The organism is Humidesulfovibrio sp., assembly GCF_030689645.1.
GTDB lineage: Bacteria > Desulfobacterota > Desulfovibrionia > Desulfovibrionales > Desulfovibrionaceae > Humidesulfovibrio.
In genome coordinates this window covers 133,571-159,213 of the sequence record NZ_JAUYFU010000024.1, presented here as the reverse complement: position 1 = coordinate 159,213, position 25,643 = coordinate 133,571, and the positions used below count along the sequence as shown (strand labels likewise).

Annotated in this window: 26 protein-coding genes and 1 tRNA gene; 15 read left to right on the top strand and 12 right to left on the bottom strand. The window is 61.9% G+C overall.

Features of this window, described 5'->3' with window-relative positions; translation table 11 throughout:
• Nucleotides 1-31 precede the first annotated feature (31 nt).
• Nucleotides 32-448: a DVU0524 family FlgM-associated protein gene (locus Q8O35_RS04095; protein ID WP_305570878.1), complete on the top strand. Its 417-nt coding sequence runs from the start codon at nucleotides 32-34 to the stop codon at nucleotides 446-448.
• 27 nt (nucleotides 449-475) lie between these two features.
• Entirely contained in the window at nucleotides 476-784 is a 309-nt protein-coding gene (gene flgM, locus Q8O35_RS04090) for a flagellar biosynthesis anti-sigma factor FlgM (protein ID WP_305570876.1), read from the top strand.
• A gap of 147 nt (nucleotides 785-931) precedes the next feature.
• Here flgM and fliW read toward each other — a convergent pair whose 3' ends face one another.
• The 11 genes from fliW to flgF all read right to left on the bottom strand — a co-directional run bounded on the left by fliW (nucleotide 932) and on the right by flgF (nucleotide 11,451).
• Nucleotides 932-1,426: a flagellar assembly protein FliW gene (gene fliW, locus Q8O35_RS04085; RefSeq protein ID WP_305570874.1), complete on the bottom strand. Its 495-nt coding sequence runs from the start codon at nucleotides 1,424-1,426 to the stop codon at nucleotides 932-934.
• Complete coding sequence (gene csrA / locus Q8O35_RS04080) at nucleotides 1,399-1,641, bottom strand: carbon storage regulator CsrA (protein WP_305570872.1); 243 nt, start codon at nucleotides 1,639-1,641, stop codon at nucleotides 1,399-1,401. Before csrA ends, fliW begins: the two co-directional genes overlap by 28 nt.
• 144 nt (nucleotides 1,642-1,785) lie before the next feature.
• The gene (gene flgL, locus Q8O35_RS04075; RefSeq protein ID WP_305570870.1) at nucleotides 1,786-3,432 is read right to left on the bottom strand and encodes a flagellar hook-associated protein FlgL; all 1,647 of its coding nucleotides are present in this window, start codon (nucleotides 3,430-3,432) and stop codon (nucleotides 1,786-1,788) included.
• A 13-nt stretch (nucleotides 3,433-3,445) separates the two neighbouring features.
• Nucleotides 3,446-5,557 carry a flagellar hook-associated protein FlgK gene (gene flgK, locus Q8O35_RS04070; RefSeq protein WP_305570868.1) on the bottom strand — a complete coding sequence of 704 codons (2,112 nt, stop codon included), beginning with the start codon at nucleotides 5,555-5,557 and terminating at the stop codon, nucleotides 3,446-3,448.
• Nucleotides 5,558-6,040 (bottom strand): flagellar export chaperone FlgN, encoded by a 483-nt coding sequence (gene flgN, locus Q8O35_RS04065; RefSeq protein WP_305570866.1) that lies wholly within the window; start codon nucleotides 6,038-6,040, stop codon nucleotides 5,558-5,560.
• A 106-nt stretch (nucleotides 6,041-6,146) separates the two neighbouring features.
• A complete protein-coding gene (locus Q8O35_RS04060) occupies nucleotides 6,147-6,920 on the bottom strand; it encodes a rod-binding protein (RefSeq protein WP_305570864.1) in 774 nt (257 codons plus the stop codon).
• Nucleotides 6,921-6,922: 2 nt separating this feature from the next.
• A complete protein-coding gene (locus Q8O35_RS04055) occupies nucleotides 6,923-8,071 on the bottom strand; it encodes a flagellar basal body P-ring protein FlgI (RefSeq protein WP_371133090.1) in 1,149 nt (382 codons plus the stop codon).
• 20 nt (nucleotides 8,072-8,091) lie between these two features.
• Nucleotides 8,092-8,787 carry a flagellar basal body L-ring protein FlgH gene (locus tag Q8O35_RS04050; RefSeq protein WP_305570862.1) on the bottom strand — a complete coding sequence of 232 codons (696 nt, stop codon included), beginning with the start codon at nucleotides 8,785-8,787 and terminating at the stop codon, nucleotides 8,092-8,094.
• Nucleotides 8,788-8,823: 36 nt separating this feature from the next.
• The gene (gene flgA / locus Q8O35_RS04045; protein ID WP_305570860.1) at nucleotides 8,824-9,834 is read right to left on the bottom strand and encodes a flagellar basal body P-ring formation chaperone FlgA; all 1,011 of its coding nucleotides are present in this window, start codon (nucleotides 9,832-9,834) and stop codon (nucleotides 8,824-8,826) included.
• Nucleotides 9,835-9,857: 23 nt separating this feature from the next.
• Nucleotides 9,858-10,640: a flagellar basal-body rod protein FlgG gene (gene flgG, locus Q8O35_RS04040; RefSeq protein WP_305570858.1), complete on the bottom strand. Its 783-nt coding sequence runs from the start codon at nucleotides 10,638-10,640 to the stop codon at nucleotides 9,858-9,860.
• Nucleotides 10,641-10,668: 28 nt separating this feature from the next.
• Nucleotides 10,669-11,451, bottom strand: a complete 783-nt coding sequence (gene flgF, locus Q8O35_RS04035) for a flagellar basal-body rod protein FlgF (protein ID WP_305570856.1) — start codon at nucleotides 11,449-11,451, stop codon at nucleotides 10,669-10,671.
• A 191-nt stretch (nucleotides 11,452-11,642) separates the two neighbouring features.
• Between flgF and Q8O35_RS04030 the strand changes: the two genes are divergently transcribed.
• The 11 genes from Q8O35_RS04030 to pnp all read left to right on the top strand — a co-directional run bounded on the left by Q8O35_RS04030 (nucleotide 11,643) and on the right by pnp (nucleotide 22,612).
• Nucleotides 11,643-11,717: transfer RNA gene (locus tag Q8O35_RS04030), tRNA-Gly, on the top strand.
• Nucleotides 11,718-11,828: 111 nt separating this feature from the next.
• A complete protein-coding gene (rimP, locus tag Q8O35_RS04025; RefSeq protein WP_305570854.1) occupies nucleotides 11,829-12,314 on the top strand; it encodes a ribosome maturation factor RimP in 486 nt (161 codons plus the stop codon).
• Between the two features lie 149 nt (nucleotides 12,315-12,463).
• Nucleotides 12,464-13,729, top strand: coding sequence for a transcription termination factor NusA (nusA, locus tag Q8O35_RS04020; RefSeq protein ID WP_305570852.1), 1,266 nt, complete (start codon nucleotides 12,464-12,466; stop codon nucleotides 13,727-13,729).
• A gap of 8 nt (nucleotides 13,730-13,737) precedes the next feature.
• Nucleotides 13,738-13,971, top strand: a complete 234-nt coding sequence (locus tag Q8O35_RS04015) for a YlxR family protein (RefSeq protein ID WP_371133089.1) — start codon at nucleotides 13,738-13,740, stop codon at nucleotides 13,969-13,971.
• Nucleotides 13,972-13,986: 15 nt separating this feature from the next.
• On the top strand, nucleotides 13,987-17,178 hold the full coding sequence (gene infB, locus Q8O35_RS04010) for a translation initiation factor IF-2 (RefSeq protein WP_305570850.1): 3,192 nt from the start codon (nucleotides 13,987-13,989) through the stop codon (nucleotides 17,176-17,178).
• 57 nt (nucleotides 17,179-17,235) lie between these two features.
• Nucleotides 17,236-17,535: a DUF503 domain-containing protein gene (locus Q8O35_RS04005; RefSeq protein WP_305570955.1), complete on the top strand. Its 300-nt coding sequence runs from the start codon at nucleotides 17,236-17,238 to the stop codon at nucleotides 17,533-17,535.
• Nucleotides 17,535-17,879, top strand: coding sequence for a 30S ribosome-binding factor RbfA (rbfA, locus tag Q8O35_RS04000; protein WP_305570848.1), 345 nt, complete (start codon nucleotides 17,535-17,537; stop codon nucleotides 17,877-17,879). The genes Q8O35_RS04005 and rbfA overlap by 1 nt, the downstream gene beginning before the upstream one ends.
• On the top strand, nucleotides 17,851-18,819 hold the full coding sequence (locus tag Q8O35_RS03995; RefSeq protein ID WP_305570846.1) for a bifunctional oligoribonuclease/PAP phosphatase NrnA: 969 nt from the start codon (nucleotides 17,851-17,853) through the stop codon (nucleotides 18,817-18,819). Before rbfA ends, Q8O35_RS03995 begins: the two co-directional genes overlap by 29 nt.
• A gap of 10 nt (nucleotides 18,820-18,829) precedes the next feature.
• Complete coding sequence (truB, locus tag Q8O35_RS03990) at nucleotides 18,830-19,783, top strand: tRNA pseudouridine(55) synthase TruB (protein ID WP_305570844.1); 954 nt, start codon at nucleotides 18,830-18,832, stop codon at nucleotides 19,781-19,783.
• Between the two features lie 68 nt (nucleotides 19,784-19,851).
• Nucleotides 19,852-20,121, top strand: coding sequence for a 30S ribosomal protein S15 (gene rpsO / locus Q8O35_RS03985; RefSeq protein ID WP_305570842.1), 270 nt, complete (start codon nucleotides 19,852-19,854; stop codon nucleotides 20,119-20,121).
• Between the two features lie 232 nt (nucleotides 20,122-20,353).
• Nucleotides 20,354-22,612, top strand: a complete 2,259-nt coding sequence (pnp, locus tag Q8O35_RS03980) for a polyribonucleotide nucleotidyltransferase (protein WP_305570840.1) — start codon at nucleotides 20,354-20,356, stop codon at nucleotides 22,610-22,612.
• Nucleotides 22,613-22,740: 128 nt separating this feature from the next.
• Here the strand turns inward: pnp and Q8O35_RS03975 are convergent, their stop codons facing one another.
• Entirely contained in the window at nucleotides 22,741-23,067 is a 327-nt protein-coding gene (locus tag Q8O35_RS03975; RefSeq protein WP_305570838.1) for a winged helix-turn-helix domain-containing protein, read from the bottom strand.
• A 261-nt stretch (nucleotides 23,068-23,328) separates the two neighbouring features.
• Here Q8O35_RS03975 and Q8O35_RS03970 point away from each other — a divergent pair, with 261 nt between their 5' ends.
• Both Q8O35_RS03970 and Q8O35_RS03965 read left to right on the top strand, forming a co-directional pair.
• Nucleotides 23,329-24,720, top strand: coding sequence for an MATE family efflux transporter (locus tag Q8O35_RS03970; protein WP_305570836.1), 1,392 nt, complete (start codon nucleotides 23,329-23,331; stop codon nucleotides 24,718-24,720).
• Nucleotides 24,720-25,598, top strand: coding sequence for a DUF2156 domain-containing protein (locus Q8O35_RS03965; protein WP_305570834.1), 879 nt, complete (start codon nucleotides 24,720-24,722; stop codon nucleotides 25,596-25,598). Before Q8O35_RS03970 ends, Q8O35_RS03965 begins: the two co-directional genes overlap by 1 nt.
• Nucleotides 25,599-25,643 lie beyond the last annotated feature (45 nt).

The window sequence follows — 25,643 nt, the reverse complement described above, 5'->3', positions numbered from 1 at the left end:
CGATAAAGGACTCAAGCTAGGAGTGTAAGAGATGACTGCTCAATCGGTGAATGTTCGCCTCATGCTGCGCACCTATGGAAAGCAGCTGACAAGCGCCAAGCGGCTCGCCCGCTTCAAGCGTGCGCTTGCTCTTTCCGGTGCGCAGGACTTGGTGAGCATCTCCCGGGAGGCGCGCCGCAAGGAGCTCGTCGAGAGAATCGCCCAGGAGGTCATTGAAAATCTCCTGGTAAACGGGCAAGACAATCCGGTGGTGACAAAGGTTCTTTCGGACCTGGAGCAGGAGTTGGGCGAGCGGGTGCTTTTCGACTACCCCCTGGATGGCGGCGAGGTCCAGATCCTCCGCCAGACCACCGAAGGCCCGCAGGAGATCGTCCCGGACGAGAAGATGCGCATCATGCGCAGGCTCTGGGAGATCACTTTGAACAAGGTTGACGACACGATGTTGTAAGACCCTCAAAAACAGAGGGGGAGAATCATGGAGATCAAGAAGGTATACGGCGAGCTGAACCCTTACTCCGCGCAGAAGCTGCAGGAGACTCCGCGGGTGCAGCAGGACCAGGCGGCCCAAGGCGCTGCAAGCGCCCGGCAGCTTGGCGACAAGGTGGCGCTCTCGCCAGAGGCCCGCAACTTGGCGACGGCCGTGAGCGTGGCCAACACCGCGCCCGATACGCGCGCCGACAAGGTCCGCGACCTCAAGGACCAGGTTCAGGCCGGCACCTACAAGCCGGACATCCGCAAGGCTGCGGCCAACCTGATTCGTGAAGAAGTGAACCTGACCCGCTAAGCGAGCCTCCCGCCCAAACGCTGCCCTGCGGTGCAACGCGACACTTACGCCAGAAGCAGGCCCCACACAACCGGCGGCAATAATACACAAAAGCCCCAGCGGACAAAAAGTCGGCAGGGGCTTTTGAGTTGAGCCGGGCGCCCAATTCTATTCCTGGTGTTCATCCTTCACGGCGCGCTGCGTGTCTTCCGGGCGCGGGGTGTCCACCAGGCGAAAATGCGTGGGGTACTTGGAATCCATCTGCGGAGCCTGAAGCCCGAGGCGGGCCGAGGTGTTCAGGATTATCGGGCCGGATAGGTTCAGCGTGGTTTCCTGCGGGCGATTCTTTGGGATCGTCACGGTGACCAGCACTGCGATCTGGCGGAGGCTCTCCACCCGCAGAATCTTTTTCTCGGCCTGCTCAAGCTTCACATTGTAATCAGGCAAGAACGGGAAAGGATCGGCCACCAGCAGTCCCAGCCCGGAATCGGTGACACACTGCAAGAGCAGGAACGGGGAGTTCTCCCGCACCGGAATGAGCACGAATTCGCGCTTGTCATCCAGCCCGATGAGGCCATGCGGAAAGTAGAGCACGCTATCGCGCGCCACTTCGCGTTCGCCCAGCTTGGTCTGGATTACGATTTTTTTTGATCTTCCTGCCATAACGATGCCGCTGCAAGCAGATCCTGCTCACTGGCCTGAAGGGCCAGGCTGTTCTGTTCCTTGATCTTAAGATAGACCTCTTCCCGATACACAGTCATATCCTCAGGCACCTCCAGGCCAAGCTTGATCTGCTTGCCCTGGATGCTCAGCACTTTGAGCTTTATGTTGTCGCCCAGGTAGAGACTCTCTCCGGGGCGCCTGGTGAGGATAAGCATAATGCCTCGAGTAATCGCCTTTCGTTTCTCTGGCCGCGCCGCACTCAAGCGCGGCAATGGAGAATGCTAGCCTATGGCCGGGGCAAATGTCCAGCGCGGAAGCCGTTTTCCTTCGGTTGGCGCGGCAAGCGCCCGCATTCGCCTCTAAATGTAGTTCATTAAGCTCATCTGCATGATCATGGACGAGGACTTGAGCACAGCCTGATAGGCCGTTTCCTGCTGCGACAGGTGCGTCAACAGCTTGGTCAGGTCCACGTCCTCCACGGAGCTGAGCTGCGCGGTGACGCTGTCCGACAGGTTGCCCAGCACCGTCTTGGTGGTGTTGACGCGATTCTCGCGCCCGCCCACGCTGGCAAGTGAGGTGGTCACCTGGATCTGGCAAAGCTTGAGCCCTTCCAACGCCTGACTGACGCCTTGCTGATTGTTGGTCTCAAGAAATGCCACCAGGTTGCCCATGGTCTCAAACAGGTTCTTGGTCGCGTTGCCGCCGTTGCTGTTGTAGATGCTCGATGACGAGTCGAACACGGCGGAGGCGTTGCTGCTCGACATGGTCAGCCGCGCGCCGCCGTTGGCCAGCACCTTCTTGGGATCCTGGTAGATGCCGCCAAAGATATCCTTGCCCACGTCGTTCACCCTGACGGACTCGCTGGAGCTTATCTGCAGGCTGATGCCTGCGGTATGCGGATTGATGAGAAACTGCGCGCCGGGTTGCAGCAAATTGCTGCCCCCAGACGCCAAAGTCAGCAGCCCGCCGCCTGCGATGTTCAGGGTGGTGCCGTTCGAGGTGGCGTCGGCGGCAACAGTGTTGCCCGTTACCCAGTTCATGCCATTGTCCAGGCTGTAGGAATACTGGATGTCTCCGCCCATGGTCACGGCTGTGGAGTTGTCGATGCGCACCAAGGTGTTCCCGGCAAAGGAACCTCGCGCCGTGGCGGCAACCAGCCCGGTTCCCGCTCCTGTGCTGCTCACCGTTGTGGAGGCCATGTCAGCGTCATCGCCCTTGTATACCGCCGAAGGCCGTATCCACATCCAGGAGCCCTTGGTGTCATTGGTGTCGGTCGGGCTGTTGACCTTCACCTGGACGTCCTTGGCAAAGGTGATGGAGGTGCCGCTCTCCGGCATGCCCACAACGATTTGACCGGCATTGCTTGTCACCGTGCCAAGCCTGAAAGTCTTGCCGCCATCAATACTGTAACGCACGTCGCAGGAACTCATGGTGGCGGAGCTGCCGATGCTGGCGCCGCTCTTCAGGAACTGCACCAGCACTGTGGTGTCGCTGTTGCCCTCGATGCGGAAACCGTTGCTGGCCGCAGACAACGAAGCGTCGTTGGAGGTCATCCACAGGCATTCGCTGAAGGCGTTCTGGTCGGTGACCTGCCCGCCGTAGATGCTCTTGTTCTGGTACTTGGTGTTGGCCATGGCGATGAGCTGCTCATAAATCTGGCGCATCTCGAAGGAAATCTGCTTGCGGTTCTCGTCAGACATGGTGCCGGTTGCGCCCTGCTCGGCCAGGCTCTTGGCGCGGGTGATCAGCGTGGACACCTGCGTCAGCGTGCTGTCGGAGGTGGCGAGCCAGCCCTTGGCCGTGTCGGCGTTCTCCATATACTGGTCGTAGGAGGTCAGGGTGGTGCGCAGGTTCAGAATGGTTGCCGCACCAACAGCGTCGTCAGAAGGCCTGTTCACGCGCTTCTGGGATGACGCCTGCTCATTCAGGTCCGTAAGGGATGACAGCTTGTTGTTAATGTAGTCAATTGACTGAGTATACATCATCTGCGTTGAAACGCGAAGCATGACTTCCCCCCCTTTAGGACTTGAGAGACAGCAGGGTCTGCATCATCTCGTCCGCTGTGGTAATGAGCTTTGCAGCCGCGGTGTATGCGTGCTGATACTTGATGAGGTTCGTCATTTCCTCGTCAATATTGACGCCGGAGATGGCCTGCTGCTGATCGTCCAGATCCTTGGCCAGGGCGTTTGTATACTGGTACTTGTACTTGGACTGGGCGGTATCCGCTCCGACGACGCTCACCAGACCGGAGTAATAGCCGCTGATGCTCTGGTTCACGGTGCCGCTGCGCAAGGTGGAGATGGACACCTTGTTGTCCAGAAGATTCGAAATGGCCGTGGCCGTTGTGCCGTCGCCCTTGTTGGCCTGCCCTGCCCCGTTCACGTGGCCCGCGTTCAGATGGTCCAGGTTCGAGGACACTGCCGTGTTGATGCCCAGGTTCGAGCATTGCGAGCCGGTGAAGTAGGTGTTCAACCCCAGGGCGGCATACAGGCCCGTGGTGTCCGTGCCCATATTGAAGCTGTAGCCGGGTGCGGCGCTTAAGGACAACTGGTGGTTGACAATGGTGGCGGTGACACGGCCACCATAGCTGTTGTTCACCGCATCTGCCACGTCCTCAAGGGTGTGAGTCTTCGGGTCGAAGTTGAGCTTCAAGCCAGCGCCGCCGCTGAAGTCAAGCGCTGCGCCGGAAACCTGCAACCCGGTGCTCTTGTCATACACAAAGAGGTACGCGCTGCCAGAGGTGAGCTTGCTTGCATAAGTAAGGCCCGAGCTGTTGCTGCCAAGGGCCACGTTGTCATGCCGCACAGAGTAGGTGCCGTTCAACTCGGTCTGGTTCGCCAGGCCGGTTCCCTGGCTGTGGAGGCGGTTGACCTCCCAGGCCACGGTGCTGGCGAGGGCGTCGAGCCTCTCGCGGTAGGCGCCCAGGTAATCGTTCTTGTAGCTGCACAGGGCGGAAAGGGTGCCGCCGGTGAGCCGTGAGAGGTCCATTGTGCCGGAGGCGTTCGTGAACGGAGTGATGTTCTCCTTGGTGGAGGTGTTCTCGTTCCAGTACAGCCCGCGCGTGGGCATGATGGAGAACTTGTCGCCCACGGTGAAACTGGTGCCGGGGGCCACGTCCGAACTCGTGCTGGTGCCGAACCAGATGGACAAGGGACCGACGCTCACGGCGCTGTCTTCATTGCGCGCCGCCACCAGCTTCTCCGTGCCGTCCGCGTTCTTGAGCCAGGTCCTGCCGCCATCTACGGAGACGCGGAACATGGCCGCGCCCGTGCCGCTGGTCACATTGCCCGCCGTCACCACTTCCAGGGTGTACTCCTGGTTGTCCGAACCGGAGAAGTACGCCTTGCCGTCAAAAGTCGAGTCGTTGGTCAAGGCTGATGTAGCCTGCGGGGCGTCGTAAGAAATAATATAGTAATTGGAGCCATCCACCAGGTTCTGCCCGCCCTTGGTGGTGATGGTGACATTATCGCTGCCCTTGTCGATGTAATTGATGTCCATGTAGCCGGACAGCTTGCGCACCAGACCGGACCGGGAATCCAACAAGGCGTTCTTGTCCGCCGCAGTGGTGGAGAGCTGCTTGTTCAGGTTCGCAATCTGCTTGAGCAGATCATTGACCTCGCTTACCTGCTGAACAATGGCCGCATCGGTGGACTGCTGCTGGGTGATCATGTCGGAATTGATCTGATTGAGCGTGGAGATGAGAGTCTTGCTGCTCTCAAGAACGCTGTTGCGGCTGCTGGCGTTCTCCGTGGCCTGGGTAAGATCCTTCCAGGACCCGAAGAACTTGTTCAGCGTGTTGGAAAGACCATACCCGGCAGACTCGTTGAACAAACTCTCTGTATTCGAAAGATTGGTGTAGAGGTTCTCCCAGCGGTCGCGCTGGGTAGCCTGATCGTAATATTGGTTCTCCACGTACTGATTGAAGTAACGCTGAACATCATTGGCCCAAACGCCGGAGCCCACCTGCCCCACTGCGCCATCCGCCACGTAGGCTTCGACAAAAGAGACGGACCTGCGGCTGTAGCCCTGGGTGTCGACGTTGGAGATGTTCTGGCCGGTGACGGCGATAGCGGCTTGAGCGGCTTCGAGGCCGCTCTTCGCCGTGCTCATTATGGAGGTCAGGCCGGACATTTAGACACCTCCGCGAAACATGCTGACCTGGGGCTGCATGCTCTTGGCATAACGTCCCCGGCGCGAGTACATGTCCGACTTGCCAGGCTCAATGGCCTGGTGAAGGCGCTTCAGAAGATCCAGGCTCTGATCGTAGAGCCCCATGGCGAGCTGGCGGTTCTTGTCGGCCTGGATGGCGCAAATCTGCTCTACCCGGTCCATGGCGGCCAGTTGGTCGCTCAGCACTTGGGCATCCTCGGCATTCAGCTCCTGCGCAACCTCGCGCACACGGACCTTGCCCGGATAGGCTCTTTGGATCATGGCCCGCAGTGTCCTGCGCTCCACGGCTATCTGGCGCATGAGCTCCTGGATGGAAAGTTCAAGCACGCTCACGTCCTGCGGCTTGCGGTCGCACAGGTCGGCAAATTCTTCTTCCAAAAGTGAGGACAGGAGTTCCAGCGCACGGATTTGCCGGGTCAAATTTTCCTGAATGTTCTTGATCATCGCCTCACCCTCCTGCTCACGGCCTCGTGAATGCCGAAAAAAACTTCATCATCTAAGAAACTTGCACACACAAACGCTTCTGAACCGGCTCACATGGAGCGCCGCCCTACCCGATGGTTGCAAATCTGCGGCCAGTGGTGAGGGAGCTTGAGCCGGAGCTCCGCCCGTATCGGGCCGCCTGGCCCTGGTTCTGGTCCTGGGACGGAACTGTAGCCTGTGCCGCCTGTCCGGCGGTCTCGGCCTGACGGCGGTCGTATGCGGCTTCGATGCGCTGCGCCAAAGCCTCCACGTCCGCCATTACGGCGCCAGGCACTGAGGCGGGAGGCTTTGGGGTTGCCGCCGCCACATGGGGAACCGTGGACGGAGCGGGCACGCTTGAAGTTTGCGAAGCAGTTACCCCGTTGCGCCTGGGAACCTTGAACTCCGGCTTGTCCGGCAAGACCCCCGTGGGGGCAGGCTGAATGGGGGCTGCGGAATCGGGAGCGGCAAGCAGGGTCTGCGCGCCGGACTTGCCAGATGTCTTGCCGCCGCCCTTTATCTTGTCCTTCAACTGGTTGTAGAGCATGTCGCCCAGACCTATGCCGCCGTCCTGCGCCATCTTTTCCGTGAACTCGCGGTCGAACATGGCGCGGTACATGTCTTCCTGGGGCGACTTCAACATTCCGCCCTTCGGGATGGTGGCGCGCATCTGCTCCCAGAGCTTGCTGATGAACACGGCCTCGAAATCCGTGCAGGCCTTGCGCAGCTTCTGCTTGGCCCCCGGAGCAGGAGCCAGATCGCCCTTCAGGCGGTCCATCTGTTGCTTGAGCGCAACAAGTTCGCTGTCCTGGGCCTTCTTGGCCGCAAGGGAGGCGTCCTGAGGAGCGATGAAGTCGGCCATGGCTAAATGACCTCCAGGTCCGCATGGAGCGAGCCAGCGCTCTTAAGGGTGCGCAGGATGGAGATGAGATCGCGCGGGGTTGCGCCCACGGAGTTCAGACCGTCCACAAGCTCCTGCAGGGTCGCGCCCTCCATGAGCAGCAGACGGTTGTTCTGCTCCTTCACCTTCACATTGCTCTGCGGGGTGGTTACGGTCTGCCCCTGGGAGAACGGTCCGGGCTGGCTCACATTGGGCGTCTCGGAAACCACGATCTGCAGGTTGCCATGGGCCACGGCCACCTTGGTCAAGCGCACGTAGCCGCCCAGCACCACGGTTCCGGTCTTCTCATCCACCACCACGCGGGCGCGGGAGTCGGGCGAGATGTCCAGGTTCTCAAGGGACGCCATGAGCGGAACGATGTTGTTCTGAAACTTCGGAGGAATATTCATCTGGATGGTGGCGCCGTCCATGGCCTTGGCGTAGTTGCCGCCAATGGCGGAGTTGATGCGCCCCACCACCTGCATGGCGGTGCCGAAATCCGGGGTGCCGGACAGATTGATGGTCAGGCCCTCCTGCTTGTTGAACTGGAAGGGCACTTCGCGCTCAATGGTTGCGCCGTTTGGTATGCGCGCCACGGTGGTGATGTTCTTCTGGGCCGTGGCGGCCTGCCCTTCGGCCGAGTAGCCTCCAAGAGTCAGGGAGCCTTGGGCCACCGCGTACACGCGGCCATCCAGGCCGCGCAGGGGCGTCACCAGAAGCACGCCGCCCAGCAAACTCTTGGCGTCGCCCATGGATGAGATGGTGACGTCAAGAGGCGATCCGGGCCGGGCCGAGGACGGCATGCGCGCTGTAACCATGACGGCGGCGGTGTTCTTGGGCTTAAGCGTCGCCGGATTGACCGAGACGCCCATCTTCTCCAACATGTTGGTCAGGGAACGGATCGTAAACTCCGAGGTGGTGCCGTCGCCCGTTCCAGAGAGTCCGACAACCAGCCCGTAGCCAACCAGTTCATTGTTGCGCACGCCGCTGAAGCTGGCGATGTCCTTCAGGCGCACCGCGTTCGCCGGAGCCACTCCGGCCAGAATCATGAACATGAGGCACAGAAGGATCACGCCCAGTGTGCGCAAGCGTTCGCGGCGGAACCTGTCATTATATGAGTTGATGCGCTGCATGGGGACCTCCTCAGGTGGGTCTAGAACGGCCAGACGTTGTCGATGACCCTGGACATCCAGCCCGCGCGCTGCTTGTCCGAAAGCGCGCCCTGGCCGTAAACCTCAATGCGGGCGTCTGCCAGGGCCGAGGACGGCGCAGTGTTCTTGGAGTCGATGTCGCGCTGGCGCAAAAGACCGCGCACCACCAAAATTTGTGTTTCGTCGTTGATGCGGATCTGGCGCGCGCCCTCCACCTGCATGACCTTGCCCGGCAGAATGCGGATGACACGAGTTGCCACGATGGCCGTCAGATTCGACTCCTGCTTGGTCTCGCCCGTGCTCTTGAACGAACTTGCGCTGTTGGTGGCGATGGCAGGATCGTTTCCGACCTTGCCCCCTGGGACAATATCGCTCAAGGTGCCGTAGATCCCTGTCTTGGGCACGATGCTAATCCCGTAGGCGTTCGTATTACTCTTGGTGGCGGTGGTGTCGGCCTTGTGCTTGCCGGTGGTGGTCTCGGTTACGGTGACCATGACGATATCGCCCACCCTGTTGGCCCTGTTATCGTCGAAAAGAAATTCCGACTGCCCCGCCTCGTAAAGCGAAGCGGGGTTGTTCACAGGCTCGGGCTCAATGTTGTTCAGCTGGGACAAAATCGGCTCAGGCATGGGCCGCTTCTCCGCTGCGCAGCCAACCAGCAGCGTAAACAGCACCAGGGCGGGAATACGTGCATTCATGATCATAACCTCTGAGTTTAAACGGGCCTTCGGACCTTAACGCACCACAACAGTGGCGGCGTCCTGGACTGTGGCCAGTATCTTTCTGTTGCTTTGCAAATTGCGGACCTGGATGGACTGGCCTATGCCGCCATCGGCCAGAGCCTCGACCTTCACGTTCAAGCGCAGGTTCTCGCCCTCAAAGACGAGGTTGATCTTGTCGCCCTTGGCGATGACCGGGACTGGCTCAAGGTCAGTCATGCGGATGACCTGATCCACGCCAACGCTTCTGACCATGCGCCAAGGCCCGCCGGTGCCGTCCCAGGCGTTCTCGTTGTATGCCAGGTTCTTGCGCTTGAACTGCACGTTGACCAGGTTCACCTGCTCCAGGCGGTTCATGGGGCGCGTTGCGCAGGGCACGGTCTTCCACACGTTGGCAAAGGCGGATGCGGCATAGCGCCGCTGCACCTTGCCGTCGCTGCTCTTGACCTCAAGCAGCATGTTGATGCGGCCAGCCCGTATGGGGCTGGAGGCCTGAATCTCCAACCGGTCGCGTTCGCTGCCCAGAAAAATGGCGTCCGGGGCATGCATATCCTTGATTTCCAACTCGCCGCCGAAGGCTGGGCCATGCTTTGTCAAAAATCCGACGACGCGCTTTTCTATCTCCGGGCCGTCGACGACAGACCCGCCGCGCTGCACGATGATCTGGGCCGGAAATGCGCAGGCCCCGAGCAGGTCCTCCGCGTGGAAGCGCAGCAGCGACTGAAGCCGCTCACGCGAGAGGGCAGTCTGATGGCCCGCACGATCTGGCGCGTTCCACAAAGGCCGCACGGACATTTCTTTCCAAAGGCTGGCAGGCATGTCGCCCTGCGGCAAGGCGATGTCGCCCAGGAGCACCTTCGGCCCCTGAACGCAGGCCGCGCCTTTGATTTGAAGCCACCAGCCCTGGCGCATCTCCACGGCATACGCCGGAGCGGCCAGAACAAGCAGACAAAGCGCCGCCAGGGCCGAGGCCAAAAGGCATCGCATGGCCCGTTCAAGCTTTGCGGCGGTTCGAATGCGCTTCATCTCCGCGTCTCCTCCGGTCAAGCCTAGCGCTTCACGTTGATGGCGGTCTGCAGGATGGTGTCGCTGGTGGTCATGGCCTTGGAGTTCACCTCGTAGGCGCGCTGGCCGATGATGAGACCAACCATTTCGTCTACCATCTCGACGTTTGAAGTCTCCAGGTAGCCCTGGGCCAAGGTGCCGAAGTTGGTGTCGCCGGGGGTGCCCTGGGTGGCGGCGCCGCTGCCGTCTGTTTCGACGTAAAGATTGCGGCCCATGGCCTTCAGGCCAGCGGGGTTCACGAAGTTATAGATCGGAATATCCGCTCCGGCGAGCTCCTGCCCGTTGGCGTCCAGAGCCGAGATGCGCCCCTTTTCCGTTATGGTGACGGTGGTGGCGGTATTAGGAATGGTGAACTCCGGCTGCAGGGGGTAGCCATTGGAGTTCACCAGGCGCCCGTTGTTGTCGGGCTTGAAATTGCCTGCACGGGTGTAAACGTCGTTGCCGTCCTGGTTGAGCTTGAAGAAGCCCTGGCCTTCGATGGCCACGTCCAGCGTGTTGCCGGTGTTCTGAAAACTGCCCTGGGAAAAGAACTTGTGCACGGTCACCGGGCGCACGCCCATGCCGACCTGGAAGCCCGTGGGCAAACGGTTGCCGCCCTCGTTCAAGGTGCCTGCCACTGTGAGGGTCTGGTACATCAGATCCTCGAACTCGGCGCGGCTTTTCTTGAAGGACGTGGTGTTCACGTTGGCCAAGTTGTTCGAAATGACGTCGATGTTCGTCTGCTGGGCGACCATGCCGGTTGCGGCGGTCCAAAGAGAGCGCATCATGTGGCGGATCCTCCTAAGTGCTTACGGCCTAGCTGATCTGGCCGACCTTGTTGATGACGAGGGACTCCATGCTGTCCGTTGTGGTCATGATCTTCTGGTTTATTTCAAAGGCCCGCTGGGCCTCCATCATGTTCACCATCTCGGTCACGATCTCTACATTTGACTTTTCCAAGTAGCCCTGCTGCACGGAAAGATCCTCTGGGGGAATCTCCGTGGCCCTGCTGCCTTTTTTGATGCTGAACAAGTTCTTGCCCTGCGGCTCCAGAGCCTTGGGATCAGAAACATCAACCATATCAAGTATACTTATCTGAACGCCATCCGCAGTGATGCGGCCTTTGGCGTCAATGGTTATCTTGTTGTCGCGCGGAAGCGTAATGGCCGTTCCGCCATCCCCCAGAACCTCAAACCCCTGTTCAGTGATGAGGCGCCCGTCGCTCGCCAGCTGAAAACTGCCGCTTCGCGTCATCCTGTCCCCTTCCGGGGTGCGGACCTTGAGGTAGCCTTTTCCCACCAGAGCCACATCAAGCGGGTTGCCAGTCACCTGCGTGCTGCCTTGGCTCTGGTCGAAATACTGACCAGAAAGCCTTGGTCGTGCTTGCACATACGCGCGCGGCCAAATCTCCTGCCCCCGGAGGCTCGTCCTGTCATCCGTCAAATAATCGTGGGCGAAACGCTGAAAGGTGTCATGGAAGGCGTACGCCTCTTTCTTGAAGCCGGTAGTATTTACATTCGCCAAATTGTTGGAGATAGAGTTGAGGCGAACCTCGTTCGACATGGCTCCGAAGAGCGCGCTGTACATACTTTCGCGCATGGGACCCTCCTGGTCTGCGAACACCGTTGCAAGGACTGCGCCAGCCAGCACTCGCAATCACCCGGCTTCAGCCCCGCCGGGAGGCGCGGAACCAAGTTCAACTGACCGTTAACGGCCACCAAACAAACTGCTAGCCAAAACCGGGATTTTCGTTGACAACATAGATAGGCCCGACTAGATAGGCCGTGCGGGCGGGTGTAGCTCAATGGTAGAGTACGAGCTTCCCAAGCTCGGTGTTGCGAGTTCGATCCTCGTCACCCGCTCCAAGGCCTCAAGGATACGACCGCCTGTACCTCGCCGGTTCCCGAGATATGGTGGGCCTTTTGGTCCACTTTTTTTTTATTTGTACTGGAACCGCAAGCAAAGACGGTTTAATAATGACACGCTCACCCCTGATCGAACGGCTTGCCGGGCATATAACCCCGGCCTTGGAACCTTTGGGCGTCCAGCTCTGGGGCGTGGAATTCGCCTCGGCTGGCAGCCGCATGGTGGTGCGCATCTATATTGATGCTGAAGACGGCGTCAGCATCGCCGCCTGCGCCAAAGCCAGCCGCAGCCTGGGCGCGGTGTTCGACGCCGAGGACCTGCTGCCTGGAGCCTATGTGCTTGAGGTCTCCTCTCCCGGCCTGGAGCGGCGCTTTTTCTCCGCCGCGCAGATGGCCGCATACCTGGACCGCGTGGTGGACGCGCGGCTTCACGAACCTCAGGATAACCGCAGACACCTGCGGGGCAAGCTTGCTGCGGTGGAGGGCGACGACATCCTCATCGACGAGGCTGGCCAGGTCACCCGCGTGGCCTTTGACCGCCTGAAGAGCGCCCACTTGGTGCATGAATTTCCCGACACCGGCATCAAGGGCTCTTAAGCCCCGCCGGACTGAACTGTTTTTTGGACGGGCCGCTTGTCGGCCCCGTAAGGCAGGCCGCACCAGTCGGCCCCTATTGGTTGCAAGGACGCAGAATCTCGCGCCGGGAGCGCCGTGAACACGGCACCGGCGGCACCGGAGGGAGCGCCATGAGTTCGGAATTGAAGAAGGCTATTGACCAGATCAGCAAAGATCGCGGCATTGACCGTGACCTGCTCATCGACACCTTGGAAGAGGCTGTCAGGTCTTCCGTTGCGCGCAAATACGGCGAGCAGATGGACATCGAAGTGAATTTCAACGAGGAACTGGGCGAAATCCAGGTCTATCAGTTCAAGGTCGTGGTCAGCGAGATCAACGACCCCGTCAGCGAGATCACCCTTGAAGAAGCGCGCGAGCACGACCCCAACATCTCACTCAACGACGAGATGGGCTTCAAGGTCAGGATCGAGGATCTTGGCCGCATCGCCGCGCAGAGCGCCAAGCAGGTCATAATCCAGCGCATGCGTGATGCGGAGCAGGAGATCATCTACGAGGAATACCGCGAGCGCAAGGGCGAGATCGTCTCCGGCATCGTTCAGCGCCGTGATCGCACCGGCTGGATCATCAACCTGGGCCGCACCGAGGCCCTGCTCCCCAAAGAGGAGCAGATCGCCCGCGAGCGCTACAAGCGCGGCGACCGCATCCAGGCATACATCATCGAAGTCCAGAAGGAGTCCCGCGGACCGCAGATCGTGGTCTCCCGCTCCCACCCGGATTACATGGGCGCCCTTTTCGCCCGCGAAGTGCCCGAGGTTTACGACGGCACGGTCAAAATCATGGGCGTCGCCCGCGATTCCGGCCTGCGCGCCAAGGTGGCCGTCACCTCCCGCGACCGCGACGTGGATCCGGTCGGCGCCTGCGTGGGCATCCGCGGCTCTCGCATCCAGAACATCGTGCAGGAGCTCAAGGGCGAACGCATCGACATCGTGGTCTGGAGCCCGGACATCGCCGTCTATGCCCAGAACGCCCTGTCCCCCGCCGTCATCAGCCGCATTATGGTGGATGACGACGAGAAGACTCTTGAAGTCGTTGTGCCCGACGACCAGCTCACCCTGGCCATTGGCCGCAAGGGACAGAACGTCAAGCTGGCCGCGCAGCTCCTCGGCTGGAAGATCGACATCTTCACCGAGAGCCGCTACGGAGAGCTGAATGCCGACAAGAAGGGCATGGACCAGCTGGCCAGCGTGGCCGAGGTGGGCATGGACGCCTTTATTTCCGCCGGACTAGACACTACTGTCCAGCTGGTGAACGCCACCGAAGAGCAGTTGCTCAAGGTGGAAGGCATGACACCGGAAAAAATCCGCGACATGCGCGCCGCCATCAACATCCTTGGCTTGGCCCCCACGCCCGCCGACGATGCGGAGACGGCCGAGTAACTGCGGCCATGACCGATAACGGCCAGCCACAAGGCGCGGGGCCTGTCCGCATGTGCTGCATCTGCAGACGGCGGCTGGCAAAGGCCGAGATGCTCCGGCATGTCCGGGGCGAAAGCGAGAGAGGGGAAGGGTTTGTGCCCGACCCCAAAGGCATAATGCCCGGCAGAGGGCTTTACGTGTGCGGCCAGGCCGAATGCCGCGAGAGATTTCTCCGCTACCGGGACCGGCGGAAGAAGCGCTAACAAGGGGATACGTGAATGGTGACAAAGCTCAAGGTGAAGGACCTGGCGACCGAACTTGGCATCGGTCACAAGGAGATCCTGCAGCATCTGCGGGATATGGATATCCAGGTCAGAAGCTTTTCGAGCACGCTCGAGGATGACGAGGCCGACCGACTCAGGCAGTCGCTGCGCGGAACGCCTTCCGCACAGACGGAGGTCGTGCGCCGCGAGGTGCAGCCTGGCGTCATTGTGCGCAGCCGCAAGGCCAAGCCCGGCTCTGAAGAGCACCACGAGGAGCTCATTAAGACCGAGACCGAGTCTCCCGTTGCCCTGGAACCAGCGTCGGCCACTGAGCATGCTCAGGAGCCAGTTGCCCAGGCTTCTGCCGCTGCCAGCGAGACCTCTGCAGTGGAACGCAAAACCAAGGCACCCGAGGCCGAGCAGCGCGACACCGCCAAGGTCGTGAGCCGTCCCGCCGAGCCCGTGGCAGACCGCCCAGCGCGCATCATTCACAGGCAGGATACCGCTGCCGTGGCTCCCGCCGAACCCGAAGCCAAGCCCGAAGCCAAGGTTGTTGAGACCAAGGCTGTCGAGGTCGAAGCTGTCGAGGCCAAGCCCGAGGCCCCCGGGGCAGATTCCAAGGTGGCCCCAGCCGCACAGCCCCAGGTCCGGATCATCAGCGACCCCGTGACCGTGTCTGAAGCTGCGCCCATTGTCGAGACGGCGCCTGTCACCGACGCAGCCGCCCAACCGACTGAGGCTAAAGCCGATGCGCCGCTTGCCACTACGGAAGCTGCAGCCGTATCGGTCCCAGCTTCTCAAGTTCAGGCTGGCGCACCTGCGGCGGACAAGGCTGAAGAGCCAAAGCGCAAGCCAAAGCGCGAGGTCATCGTGCCGGCAGCTCCCCAGGTGCGCGTCATCTCGCGCCCCGAGCCCGGCAGCACGCCGCCTCCGGCCCCCAGCCAGCCCAGACGTCCAGAATTCTCCGCCACCCATCATGAGGGTGGCGCTCGCCCCTATACTCCGCGTCCGAACAGCGCTGCCCCCGGCGGCTACGCTGGCGGCGGCGGATATGCTGGCGGCGGTGGAGGCGGCGGCGGCTACGCCCAGCGTCCGCCCGTTCCCGGCGGCGCCCCGCGTCCCGGCGGCGGCGGTTACGCCCAGCGCCCGTCTTCAGCCCCGGCTGGAGGCCCCGCCATGCGTCCCGGCGCAGGTGCTGCTCCCGCAGTGCCCCCCAAGGAAGGCGAGGATCGCAGCCGCAGAAGAACCCACCGCGTGGTGGAGTTTCCCAGCGGAACAACCGAGGAAGATCGCCGCAAGGCCGGAGCGGCGGCTGCCAAGAAGAAGCCGTCCTTTGCCCCAGCGCCCATAGTTTCCGAGGACGGCGACGCCCCCATGCGCCTCAAGTCCAACAACCGCCGCAAGAAGCATCGCGGCGGCATGGAGCAGCGCGAAGAGGTGAAGCCCGTCGGCAAGCGCAAGATCCGCATCGACGAGCACATCCGCCTCTCCGACCTGGCGCACCAGATGGGCGTCAAGTCCCAGGCCATCATCAAGGCCCTGTTCGGCATGGGCGTCATGGCCACCATCAACCAGGCCCTGGACATGGACACCGCCACCCTGCTGGCGAGCGAGTTCGGGCATGAGGTGGAGAACGTCTCCTTTGACGAGCAGGAATTCCTGGCCGCCGCCCCGGCAGACAGCCCCGACGACCTCAAGGCCCGGCCTCCCGTCGTCACCATCATGGGCCACGTCGACCACGGCAAGACCTCGCTTCTCGATGCCATTCGCAAAACCAGCATCGCCTCGGGCGAGGCAGGCGGCATCACGCAGCACATCGGCGCGTACCACGTTGCCACCAACCGCGGCGAAGTCGTGTTCCTCGACACCCCGGGCCACGAAGCCTTCACCACCATGCGCGCCCGCGGCGCTCAGGTGACGGATATCGTCGTCCTGGTCGTGGCCGCCGACGATGGCGTCATGGACCAGACCCGCGAAGCCGTGAACCATGCCAAGGCGGCGGGCGTGCCCATCGTTGTGGCCGTGAACAAGATCGACAAGGAAGGCTCCGACCCAGACCGCGTGAAGCGCGAGCTGGCCGAGTTCGACCTCGTGCCTGAAGAATGGGGCGGCACCACCATCTTCGCCAACGTGTCTGCCAAGCAGCGCCTTGGACTTGATGAATTGCTTGAAATGATTCTGCTTCAGGCCGAAGTGCTGGAGCTCAAGGCCAATCCGAGCAAACCCGCCCGCGGCCATATCGTGGAAGCCAAGCTGGACAAGGGCCGTGGCCCCCTGGGCACAGTGCTCATCCAGGACGGCACCCTGAAGAACGGCGACGCCTTTGTCTGCGGCACAGTCCACGGCAAGGTTCGCGCCATGTTCAACGACCAGGGCCGCAAGATCAAGCAGGCTGGCCCAGCCATTCCTGTCGAGATCCAGGGCTTTGACGTGGTGCCAGAGGCTGGCGACGAGTTCGTGGTCGTGGCCGACGACAAGGTCGCCCGCAAGATCGCCGAGAGCCGCGCCTCCAAGCAGCGCGAGAAGGACCTCGTGGGCAAGAGCAAGGTCACCCTTGAGTCCTTCCTGCTGTCCAAGCCCGCAAACGAGGCCAAGAACCTGAACCTGGTGCTCAAGGCCGACGTTCAGGGCTCCCTCGAAGCCATCACCGAGGCGCTGCTCAAGCTCTCCACCGACGAGGTCAAGATCCAGGTGGTGCATGGCGCCACCGGCGGACTCACCGAGAGCGACATCCTGCTGGCCTCGGCCTCGCAGGCCATCATCATCGGCTTCAACGTGCGCCCCACCGCCAAGGTCAAGGACATGGCCGACAGCGAACACGTGGAGATCCGCTTCTACGACATCATCTACAAGCTGGTGGGCGAGATCAAGGACGCCATGAGCGGCATGCTCACCCCGGACATCCAGGAAGTTTACCTGGGTCAGGCCGAGGTGCGCAACACCTTCAGCGTGCCCAAGGTCGGCATGGTTGCCGGCTGCGGCGTGGTGGACGGCAAGCTCAGCCGCGCGGCCAAGGTTCGCCTTCTGCGCGACGGCGTGGTCATCTACACCGGTTCGCTCAGCTCCCTCAAGCGCTTCAAGGACGACGCCAAGGAAGTCCTCAAGGGCTATGAGTGCGGTGTTGGCCTGGAGAACTTCAACGATATCAAGATCGGCGACGTCATCGAGGCCTTTGAGACCAAGGAAGTCGCCCGTACCATCGATTAATAATTACGGGGCCTGGCAATGCCTTTGGGCATTGCCATTGCCCCCAAGCAGGCTTACATGATCATCGGCGTGTTGACTTTGGAGTTCCGCCTGCACGGCAATGACTCGCTCAAAGGGAAACGGCAGGTGGCCCAAAGTCTCAAGCAGAAGCTTCGCAACACGTTCAACGTGGCGGTGAGCGAAGTGGATGCCCAGGACGCGCACCAGAAATTGGTGCTGGCGGTGGTGACGGTGTCTGGCGAGACCGCAAAGGTTGAAAGCCGGTTGTCCAAAGCCCTGGCGATGGTGGAAGCCATTTCCCCGGCGGAGTTGGTGCGTTGCGACACGGAAGTGTTCAGCAGCGCCGGAGAGGTTTAATGAAGGCTTCAGGCACGAGAAGATCCCTGCGCATGGGCGACCAGTTTCTTCAGGAGCTGGCGACCTTGCTCCTGGAAGAAGTCCAGGACCCGCGTCTTGAGCTGGTGAGCCTGACCGGTTGCAAGCTCAACGCCGACATGAGCATCGCGCTCGTGTCTTTTTCCGTTGGCGGCGGTCCGGAACGGCGCAAGCTGGCCCTAGAGGGCCTGAACAAGGCCAAGGGGTTCCTACGCTCCGGCTTGGCGCGGCGCATGAACTCGCGCGCCCTGCCAGACCTGCGCTTCACGCACGACGACTTCCTCGAGGACATGGTCTATGCCAAGCCCGGTTCAGCAGATAGCTGACCTCATCCGCAGAAGCGACCATTTCCTGGTGGCGGCACACGCCAATCCAGACGGAGACGCCATCGGCTCAAGCATTGCTCTGGGCTATATCCTTGCAGCCATGGGCAAGGAATTCTGCCTGTACAACCCTAGTGGCATACCGTCCCAGTATGACTGGCTCCCCCTGCCTGGCCCAATTCACACCAACCTTTCCGGTGCGGAAGGCAATTGGATTTTCGTGCTGGACTGCGGCGCGGCGAATCGCGTGGGCGATGAACTGCACAAGATCCTGGGCAGCAGGCCCGTGGCCAACATCGACCACCACCTGGGCAATCCGAATTTCGGCCAGTTCAACTGGGTGGACGATTCATACGCCGCCGTTTGCGCCATGATCGCAGAGTTGGCGGATGAGCTTGGCGTGCCGCTCACCGGACATCTTGGCGAGGCCATTTATCTGGGCATCGCCACGGATACGGGCTTCTTCACCTTCGACAACACTGATCCCCGGATCATGGAGCTTGGCGCGCGGCTCATACGGCTGGGGCTGAAGCCCGGCGAGATCAACGCCAAAATCCGCAACCAGTGGACCGTGAACCGTTTCCGGCTCTGGGGCGAAAGCTTCGCCACCACCGAGATGTTCTTTGACGGCAAGGTGGCCGTGGCCTATGTGACCATTGGCATGATGGAGCGCACCGACACAACCTCGGCTGACACCGAGGAGATCGTGAATTTCCTGCGCCGCATGCGAGGCACACGCATCGCCGCATTGCTGCGCGAGCTGCCGGACGGCACCTACAAGTTCAGCCTGCGCTCCACCGGCGCGGACAATGTGCAGGCTGTGGCAGCCCTTTTCGGCGGCGGCGGACACAGAAACGCCTCCGGCGGAACCATAGCCGATGACATCCTTTCGACCAAGATGCGCCTGGTTCAGGCTCTTGGCGAAGGGCTGCAACTGGTGTAGGCAGACAGGCATGGGAAGAAAGCGTAAAAGAAGCGCGGGCCAGCTCGACGGGCTGCTCGTGCTGGACAAACCCAGCGGCCCCACAAGCGCCGGCTGCCTGAACAGCATCAAGCACGGCCTCGGCCAGGGCAAGATCGGCCACGCCGGAACCCTGGACCCCCTCGCCCAGGGAGTGCTTCTCGTGCTGCTCGGCCAGGGCACCAAACTGGCTGGATACCTCACCAGCGGCGCCAAGGTCTACACCGGCATGATGCGCCTGGGACTCTCCACCGACACCTTCGACATGGAAGGCAAGGTTGTGGAGGAAAAGGGGCTGGGCAATATTTCGCAAGAAGATGTGCGGGCGGCCATCCTGTCCTGGAAGGACCTCACGGAACAGGAAGTGCCTGCATACTCCGCGGCCAAGCACGAGGGCACGCCCCTCTACGAACTCGCCCGAAAGGGCGAGGCGGTGCCGGTCAAGGAGAAGCGTATCGAGGTATATGAGGTCGAACCGCTGGAGATCGAGCTCCCCTTTGCACGGTTCAGGGTACGTTGCCTGGCTGGCACGTACATTCGCTCCCTGGTCCACAGCTTGGGGATTCGGCTCGGGTGCGGAGCGGCGCTTGCGCAGCTCACGCGGGAGGCGTGCGAGCCCTATGGGCTTGACGTCTCGTACAGCCTGGATGCGGTTCTTGGCGAGCCGGAGCTCTTTGCCGAGCGGGTCGTTCCGCTGGCGAAGATGCTCCCGCATTGGCGCACCATCGTCCTTTCCCCCACCCTGGCCGCCCTCGTGAAAAACGGGGCCTGGCTGCCGGTGGGCGGACCAAGCGGCGCCGAGCTCCTGGGGAAACCCGGCGAGCAGGTCATGCTGGTCGATGAAACGGGCGAACCGGTTGCGCTGGCGGAGGCACAGGCCAAGGACGGCAGCTTGCGCTGGACGATTCTGCGTGGATTGTGGATGGACGCCGCCGCCACCACCTGAACGGGGAGCTCACCGGCACAACTGTCTGACTCTGCACTGCCAGGGTTCCAGACGAGGAGGATACTGCTGTGGTTATGACGCCAGAAGGAAAGTCCCAGGTCATTGACAATTTCAAGCGCAAAGAGGGAGACACCGGTTCTCCTGAAGTCCAGGTGGCGCTGCTTACCGAGCGCATCACCTACCTGACTGAGCACTTCAAAGTGCACAAGAAGGACTTCCACTCCAAGACCGGCCTGCTCAAGCTCGTCGGACAGCGCCGCAAGTTGCTCAACTACCTGAAGAACACCAACGTTCAGCGCTACCGTGAACTCATCGAGCGCCTGGGCCTTCGTAAGTAAGAATTCAGCCCGCACGGGCGGGGGTCGGCGCAACCGGCCCCTGCCCGCGCGAATCAAACCGGCGGGCGAATCGTCGCCTGCCAGCACACACGCCCAGGAAGCACACGAGGCTCCAGACCCCTTTAGTTGGCTGCGGAGAGCGTTCTTGCGATACACGCAAGAGCCCTTCCCCAAGCCGGCTAAACATCGGGCAGGGAGCAGGCCCCAGGACGGCAACCACTCAGGAGACTACATGCTCGTACCCCACAACAAAATAAGCCTTTCCACCCGCGCCGGGAACATGGACATCACCCTTGAGCACGGGCTGATGGCCAAGCAGGCCAGCGGCGCCGTGTGGATCCAGTCCGGCGGCACCGTGGTGCACGTCACCGCTGTGAACCAGGCTCTGGAAATCGACCGCGGCTTCTTCCCCCTGACCGTGAACTACCAGGAGATGTCCTACGCCGCAGGCCGCATCCCCGGCAGCTACTTCCGTCGCGAGATCGGCCGCCCGAGCGAGCGCGAGACCCTGGTCTCCCGCCTCATCGATCGCCCCATCCGCCCCATGTTCAAGAAGGGCTTCCGCGACGAGGTCCAGGTCATCGCCACGGTCCTCTCCGCCGACAGCATCAACAACCCGGACGTGCTGGCCATCACCGGCGCGTCCTGCGCGCTGCACCTGTCGCACATGCCCTTTGAAGGCCCCATCTGCGGCGCCCGCGTGGGCTACGTGGACGGCCAGTTCGTGCTCTTCCCCAACTACAAGCAGATCACCGACCAGAGCAGCCTGAACCTGATCTTCGCCGCAACCCGTTCGGCCATCGTCATGGTCGAAGGCGGCGCGAGCTTCGTGTCCGAGGAGCTGGTGGCCGACGCCCTTGAGTGGGGCCACAAGCAGCTCACCCCGATGTTCGACATTCAGGACGAGCTGCGCGAAAAGGTCGGCAAGCCCAAGATCGAAGTGACCGTGAAGAAGGCCGACGAAGCCATCGCCTCTTATGTTGAGGAGATCGCCACCCCGTCCCTCAAGGCCGCCTTCGCCATCACCGAGAAAATGGCCCGCCGCGACGCCAAGGAAATCGCCAAGACCAAGACCCTTGAGGCCGTGGTCGAGAAGTTCGCCGACGTGGCCGACTGCGCCAAGCAGGCTTCCACCCTGGTGAACGAGCTTGAGAAGAAGATCGTGCGCGAGCGCGTTCGCGCTGAGAAGATCCGCCTGGACGGTCGCGACCTGACCACAGTGCGCCCGTTGTCCATTGACGCCAGCGTGCTGCCCATGACTCACGGCTCGGCCCTGTTCACCCGCGGCGAAACCGCCGCCCTGTGTGTTGCCACCCTCGGCAGCACCCGCGATGAACAGCGCATCGAGACCCTGGTGGGCGAAGACACCAAGCGCTTCATGCTGCACTACAACTTCCCCCCCTACTGCGTGGGCGAAGTTCGCATCCTGCGCGGCCCCAGCCGCCGCGACATCGGCCACGGCGCCCTGGCCGAGCGCTCGATGCTGCCCGTTCTGCCCACTGCCGAAGAGTTCCCCTTCACCCTGCGCGTGGTCTCTGAGGTGATGGACTCAAACGGATCCTCCTCCATGGCAACTGTGTGCGGCGCCTCCATGGCCCTCATGGACGCCGGCGTGCCCATCAAGGAGCCGGTGGCAGGCATCGCCATGGGCCTCATGAAGGAAGGCGACGAGTTCATCGTGCTCACCGACATTCTCGGCGACGAGGACGCTCTCGGCGACATGGACTTCAAGGTTGCCGGTTCCGTGCGCGGCATCACCGGCATCCAGATGGACATCAAGATCACCACCGGCATCCCCTACGACGTGCTGCGCCGCGCCCTGGCCCAGAGCCGCGACGCCCGCCTGCACATCCTGGAGCACATGGCCATGTGTCTGGCAGCGCCCAGGCCGCAGCTCTCCGCTCTGGCCCCGCAGATGGAAGTGGTGTTCATCAACCCCGAGAAGATCCGCAGCGTCATCGGACCCGGCGGCAAGAACATCAAGGCCATCACCGCTGAGACCCAGGCCGCCATCGACATTGAGGATTCCGGCAAAGTGGCGATCTTCGCCCCCAACACCGAGAGCCTGCAGAAGGCCAAGGCCATGGTCCTCTACTACGACCAGACCCCGGAGCCGGGCCGCAACTACCTGGGCACTGTGAAGAAAATCCTGGAAGTCGGCGCGCTGGTGGAGATCCTGCCCGGCGCCGAGGGCATGCTGCACGTGTCCCAGCTGGATGTGGAGCGCGTTGACCGCGTGGAAGACCTGTTGCAGCTTGGGCAGGAAGTGTGGGTCAAGGTCATCGAGCTGGAGCCGGGCGGACGCATCCGTCTGTCCCGCAAGGCCTGGCTCATGGAGCAGGCTGGCCAGGAAGTGAGCCTGGACGAGTTCCGTCGTCCGCCCTCTTCCCGCAGCGACGGCCCTGGCCGTGGCGACCGTGATCGCGGCCGCAGCGGAGACCGTGGCGGAGACCGTGGCGGACGTGGCGGAGACCGTGGCGGACGCCGCTAGGCCTTAAGAAAAACGTACAGGGCTGCCCCCGGCGTCCAGGCCTCCGTCAAGGAGCGCCAGGCGTCAGGGGCAGCCCTTTTCTTTTGCGGCGCGAAAGCTTGTGCTCGCTGCTGGGCCCGATGCGTCGTTTACTCCTGGGCGGGCTCTGCCTGCGGCCCAGCAAAGGGTCGCACGTCCCACGGAAGACGCGCCTTGGCCCGGGCCAGGGCGAATTCCTCCACCTCATGATGCCACAAGGCAAAATCTTTCAGCAAGGATGCGGCGAGCGGGGTCAGCTCGTAGCCTTTGCGGCCGCTGGCCTTGGCCAATAGCGGCTCGCCCAGGGCTTCCTCGGTGCGCTTGATGCGTCCCCAGGCTGCGCGGTAGCTCATGCCCAGGGCCTTGGCCGCCTGATTCAACGACCCCAGGCGCTCCACCAACTCCAGAAGCTGCGCGCGCCCCAGGCCAAAAAGCATTCCGTCCCCTGACTCCAGCCACAAATGGACCCGCAAAACGGGTGCACCGGCGCCTGCCCCGGCAACCGTCCCAGCAGTGGAACCGCTCTTTTTCTCCCCGCTCATGGATACCTCCAGCCTGCGGCGCGTAATGCGCCGGGTTCATGCTGTCAGATATGGCAGAACATGGCCTCCACGTAAAGAAAATCTGCGCACGGGTCTTGGCATACGTAAATTCGTGTCTAGATGAACGGTTCGACAAACAGCGCCTTCAGGATATGCATGCAGCCAACCGACCTCGCACAGAACCCCGTCCGCCTCATCTGGAACCTCTCCTGGCCCCAGGTTCTGATGATGGTCTTCAACTTCCTCATCGGGTTCGTGGACGTATGGGTTGCAGGCCAGATCGACCACCGTGTCCAGGCGTCCCTTGGCATCATCACCCAGTCGCTGTTCTTGTTTCTGATCATCGCCACTGCCGTGTCGGGCGGCGCGGTGGCGGCCATCAGCCAGTCCATCGGCGCAGGAAAAATGCTGCGGGCCGAGCGCTACACAGGCTTGTGCCTCTCAATCGCAGCAGCCTCGGGCCTCGTGTTCCTGGCTCTGGGCCTGCCACTGCGCGACCTGTTCGTGCGCGCCCTGCATGTGCCCCAGGACATCGCACCGCTCACCGGCTACATTCTGGAAGTCTTCCTGTACACCCTGCCGCCCTACTACATGATGATCATGCAGAACGCGGTGTTTCGCGCCCGCAGGCAGGTCATGGTGCCCCTCTACACCATGATCCTCGTCACCCTGGTGAACACCGTGGGCGACCTGGGCCTTGGTCTCGGCCTGTGGGGCCTGCCAAAACTCGGCGTGCAGGGCATCGTCTGGTCCACCTTCTCGGCCATCACCCTGGGCGCGGTGTTCGGGCTTGTGGTGCTGCGTCTCAACGGTACCCTGCGCCGACGAATTTTCGCCCCGTTTTGCTGGATTCGCAAAGCGTTTCCGTATCTTTTCAAGGTAGCCTGGCCTGCCGGGCTCATGCAGATCGTCTGGCACTCAGGCTACCTGGTGCTCTTCGCCATCACCGCCAGCCTGCCCGAGAACAGCGTGGTGGCTCTGGCTGGCATGGCCGCAGGTGCACGGGTCGAATCCTTGCTGTTCCTGCCAGCCTTCGCCCTGAACCTCACCGCCAGCATCCTGGTGGGGCACCTGCTGGGCGCAGGCCAGCCCGAAGAGGCCCGGCGCATGGGCCTGCGAATTCTCGGCATCGGGCTTGTGGGCATCGGCATCATGGCCGCCCTGCTCTGGCCCTTTCTGGCCGATGTCGCCGGATTCATCGCGCCCAAGGCCGAGGTGCAAGCCGAGGCCGAGAATTACCTCGTGTACAACGTCCTGGCCATTCCCTTCACCCTCACCACCATGATCCTGGCCGGGGCACTGGCGGGCGCAGGGGCAACGCTGTACAACCTCCTCGGCATGGGGCTCGGCACCTGGCTGGTGCGCCTGCCCCTGGCCTATATCCTGGGGCACCTGGTCCTGGGCACGGCCACCGGGGTGTGGATCTCCATGCTGGCATCACAGGCTTTCCAGGCAGCTATCCTATTGTATATATTCATGAAGAAGGATTGGCAGCGCTTCGCCATGTCAAAAACCCGCAACGGAAACCACTTAAACGGAACACACTGATGAGCACCTGCGACAACTTCGAAAGCATCTGCCTGAAGCATCAGGAAAAATACCGGGCATCACTGGCAGCCTGCCCCGAGGTGACCTCGGACTACGCCTTCGCCAACCTCTACGGCTGGGCCGAGCACTACGGCATGCAGTGGCGCATCGCCCACGATCTGGTGTGGATCAAGCAGACCATACCGCAGGATATCATGTGGGCTCCGGTAGGCGACTGGACCAAGGTGGACTGGGCCGCCCTGCCCTGTCTGGCCGGCCCGGCGCGCTTCACTCGCGTGCCCGAGGCCCTGCTTGGCATCTGGCGTCAGGCTTTCGGCGATCGTCTGTCCGCGGTGGAAGCACGCGACCACTTCGACTACGTGTACTCCGTGCCGGAACTCGTCGAGCTTAAAGGAAACAAGTTCCACAAGAAAAAGAATTTATTGCACCAGTTCGAAAAGTCTAACATCTTCGAATACACGCCCATGCAGGCCGACTGTGTTGAAGAGGTGCTGGACATGCAGGCCGAATGGCACGGCTGGCAGGAGCACCCGTCCGAAGCCCTGGTGGCTGAGAATCAGGCAATCTCGCGCGTGCTCAAGAATTTTGACCGCCTGGGAAACCTCATGGGCGGCACCATCCGCATCGGCGGCAAGGTGGTGGCCTACACCGTGGGCGAAAGCCTGAGCAAGGACACCATCGTCATCCACTTTGAGAAGGGCGACACGCGCTTCAAGGGCATCTACCAGGCCATCAACAAGCACTTCCTTGAGGCGCAAGAAGACCGCTTCGCCCTGGTGAACCGAGAGCAGGACCTTGGCGACGAAGGCCTGCGCAAGGCCAAGCTTTCGTACAACCCTGTGCAGTTCATGCAAAAGTATGATGTCGAGCTCGCGTAAGAGGGAAGCGGTGCAGAATATCCCTCCGGGGGCCAAAGGGCGCAA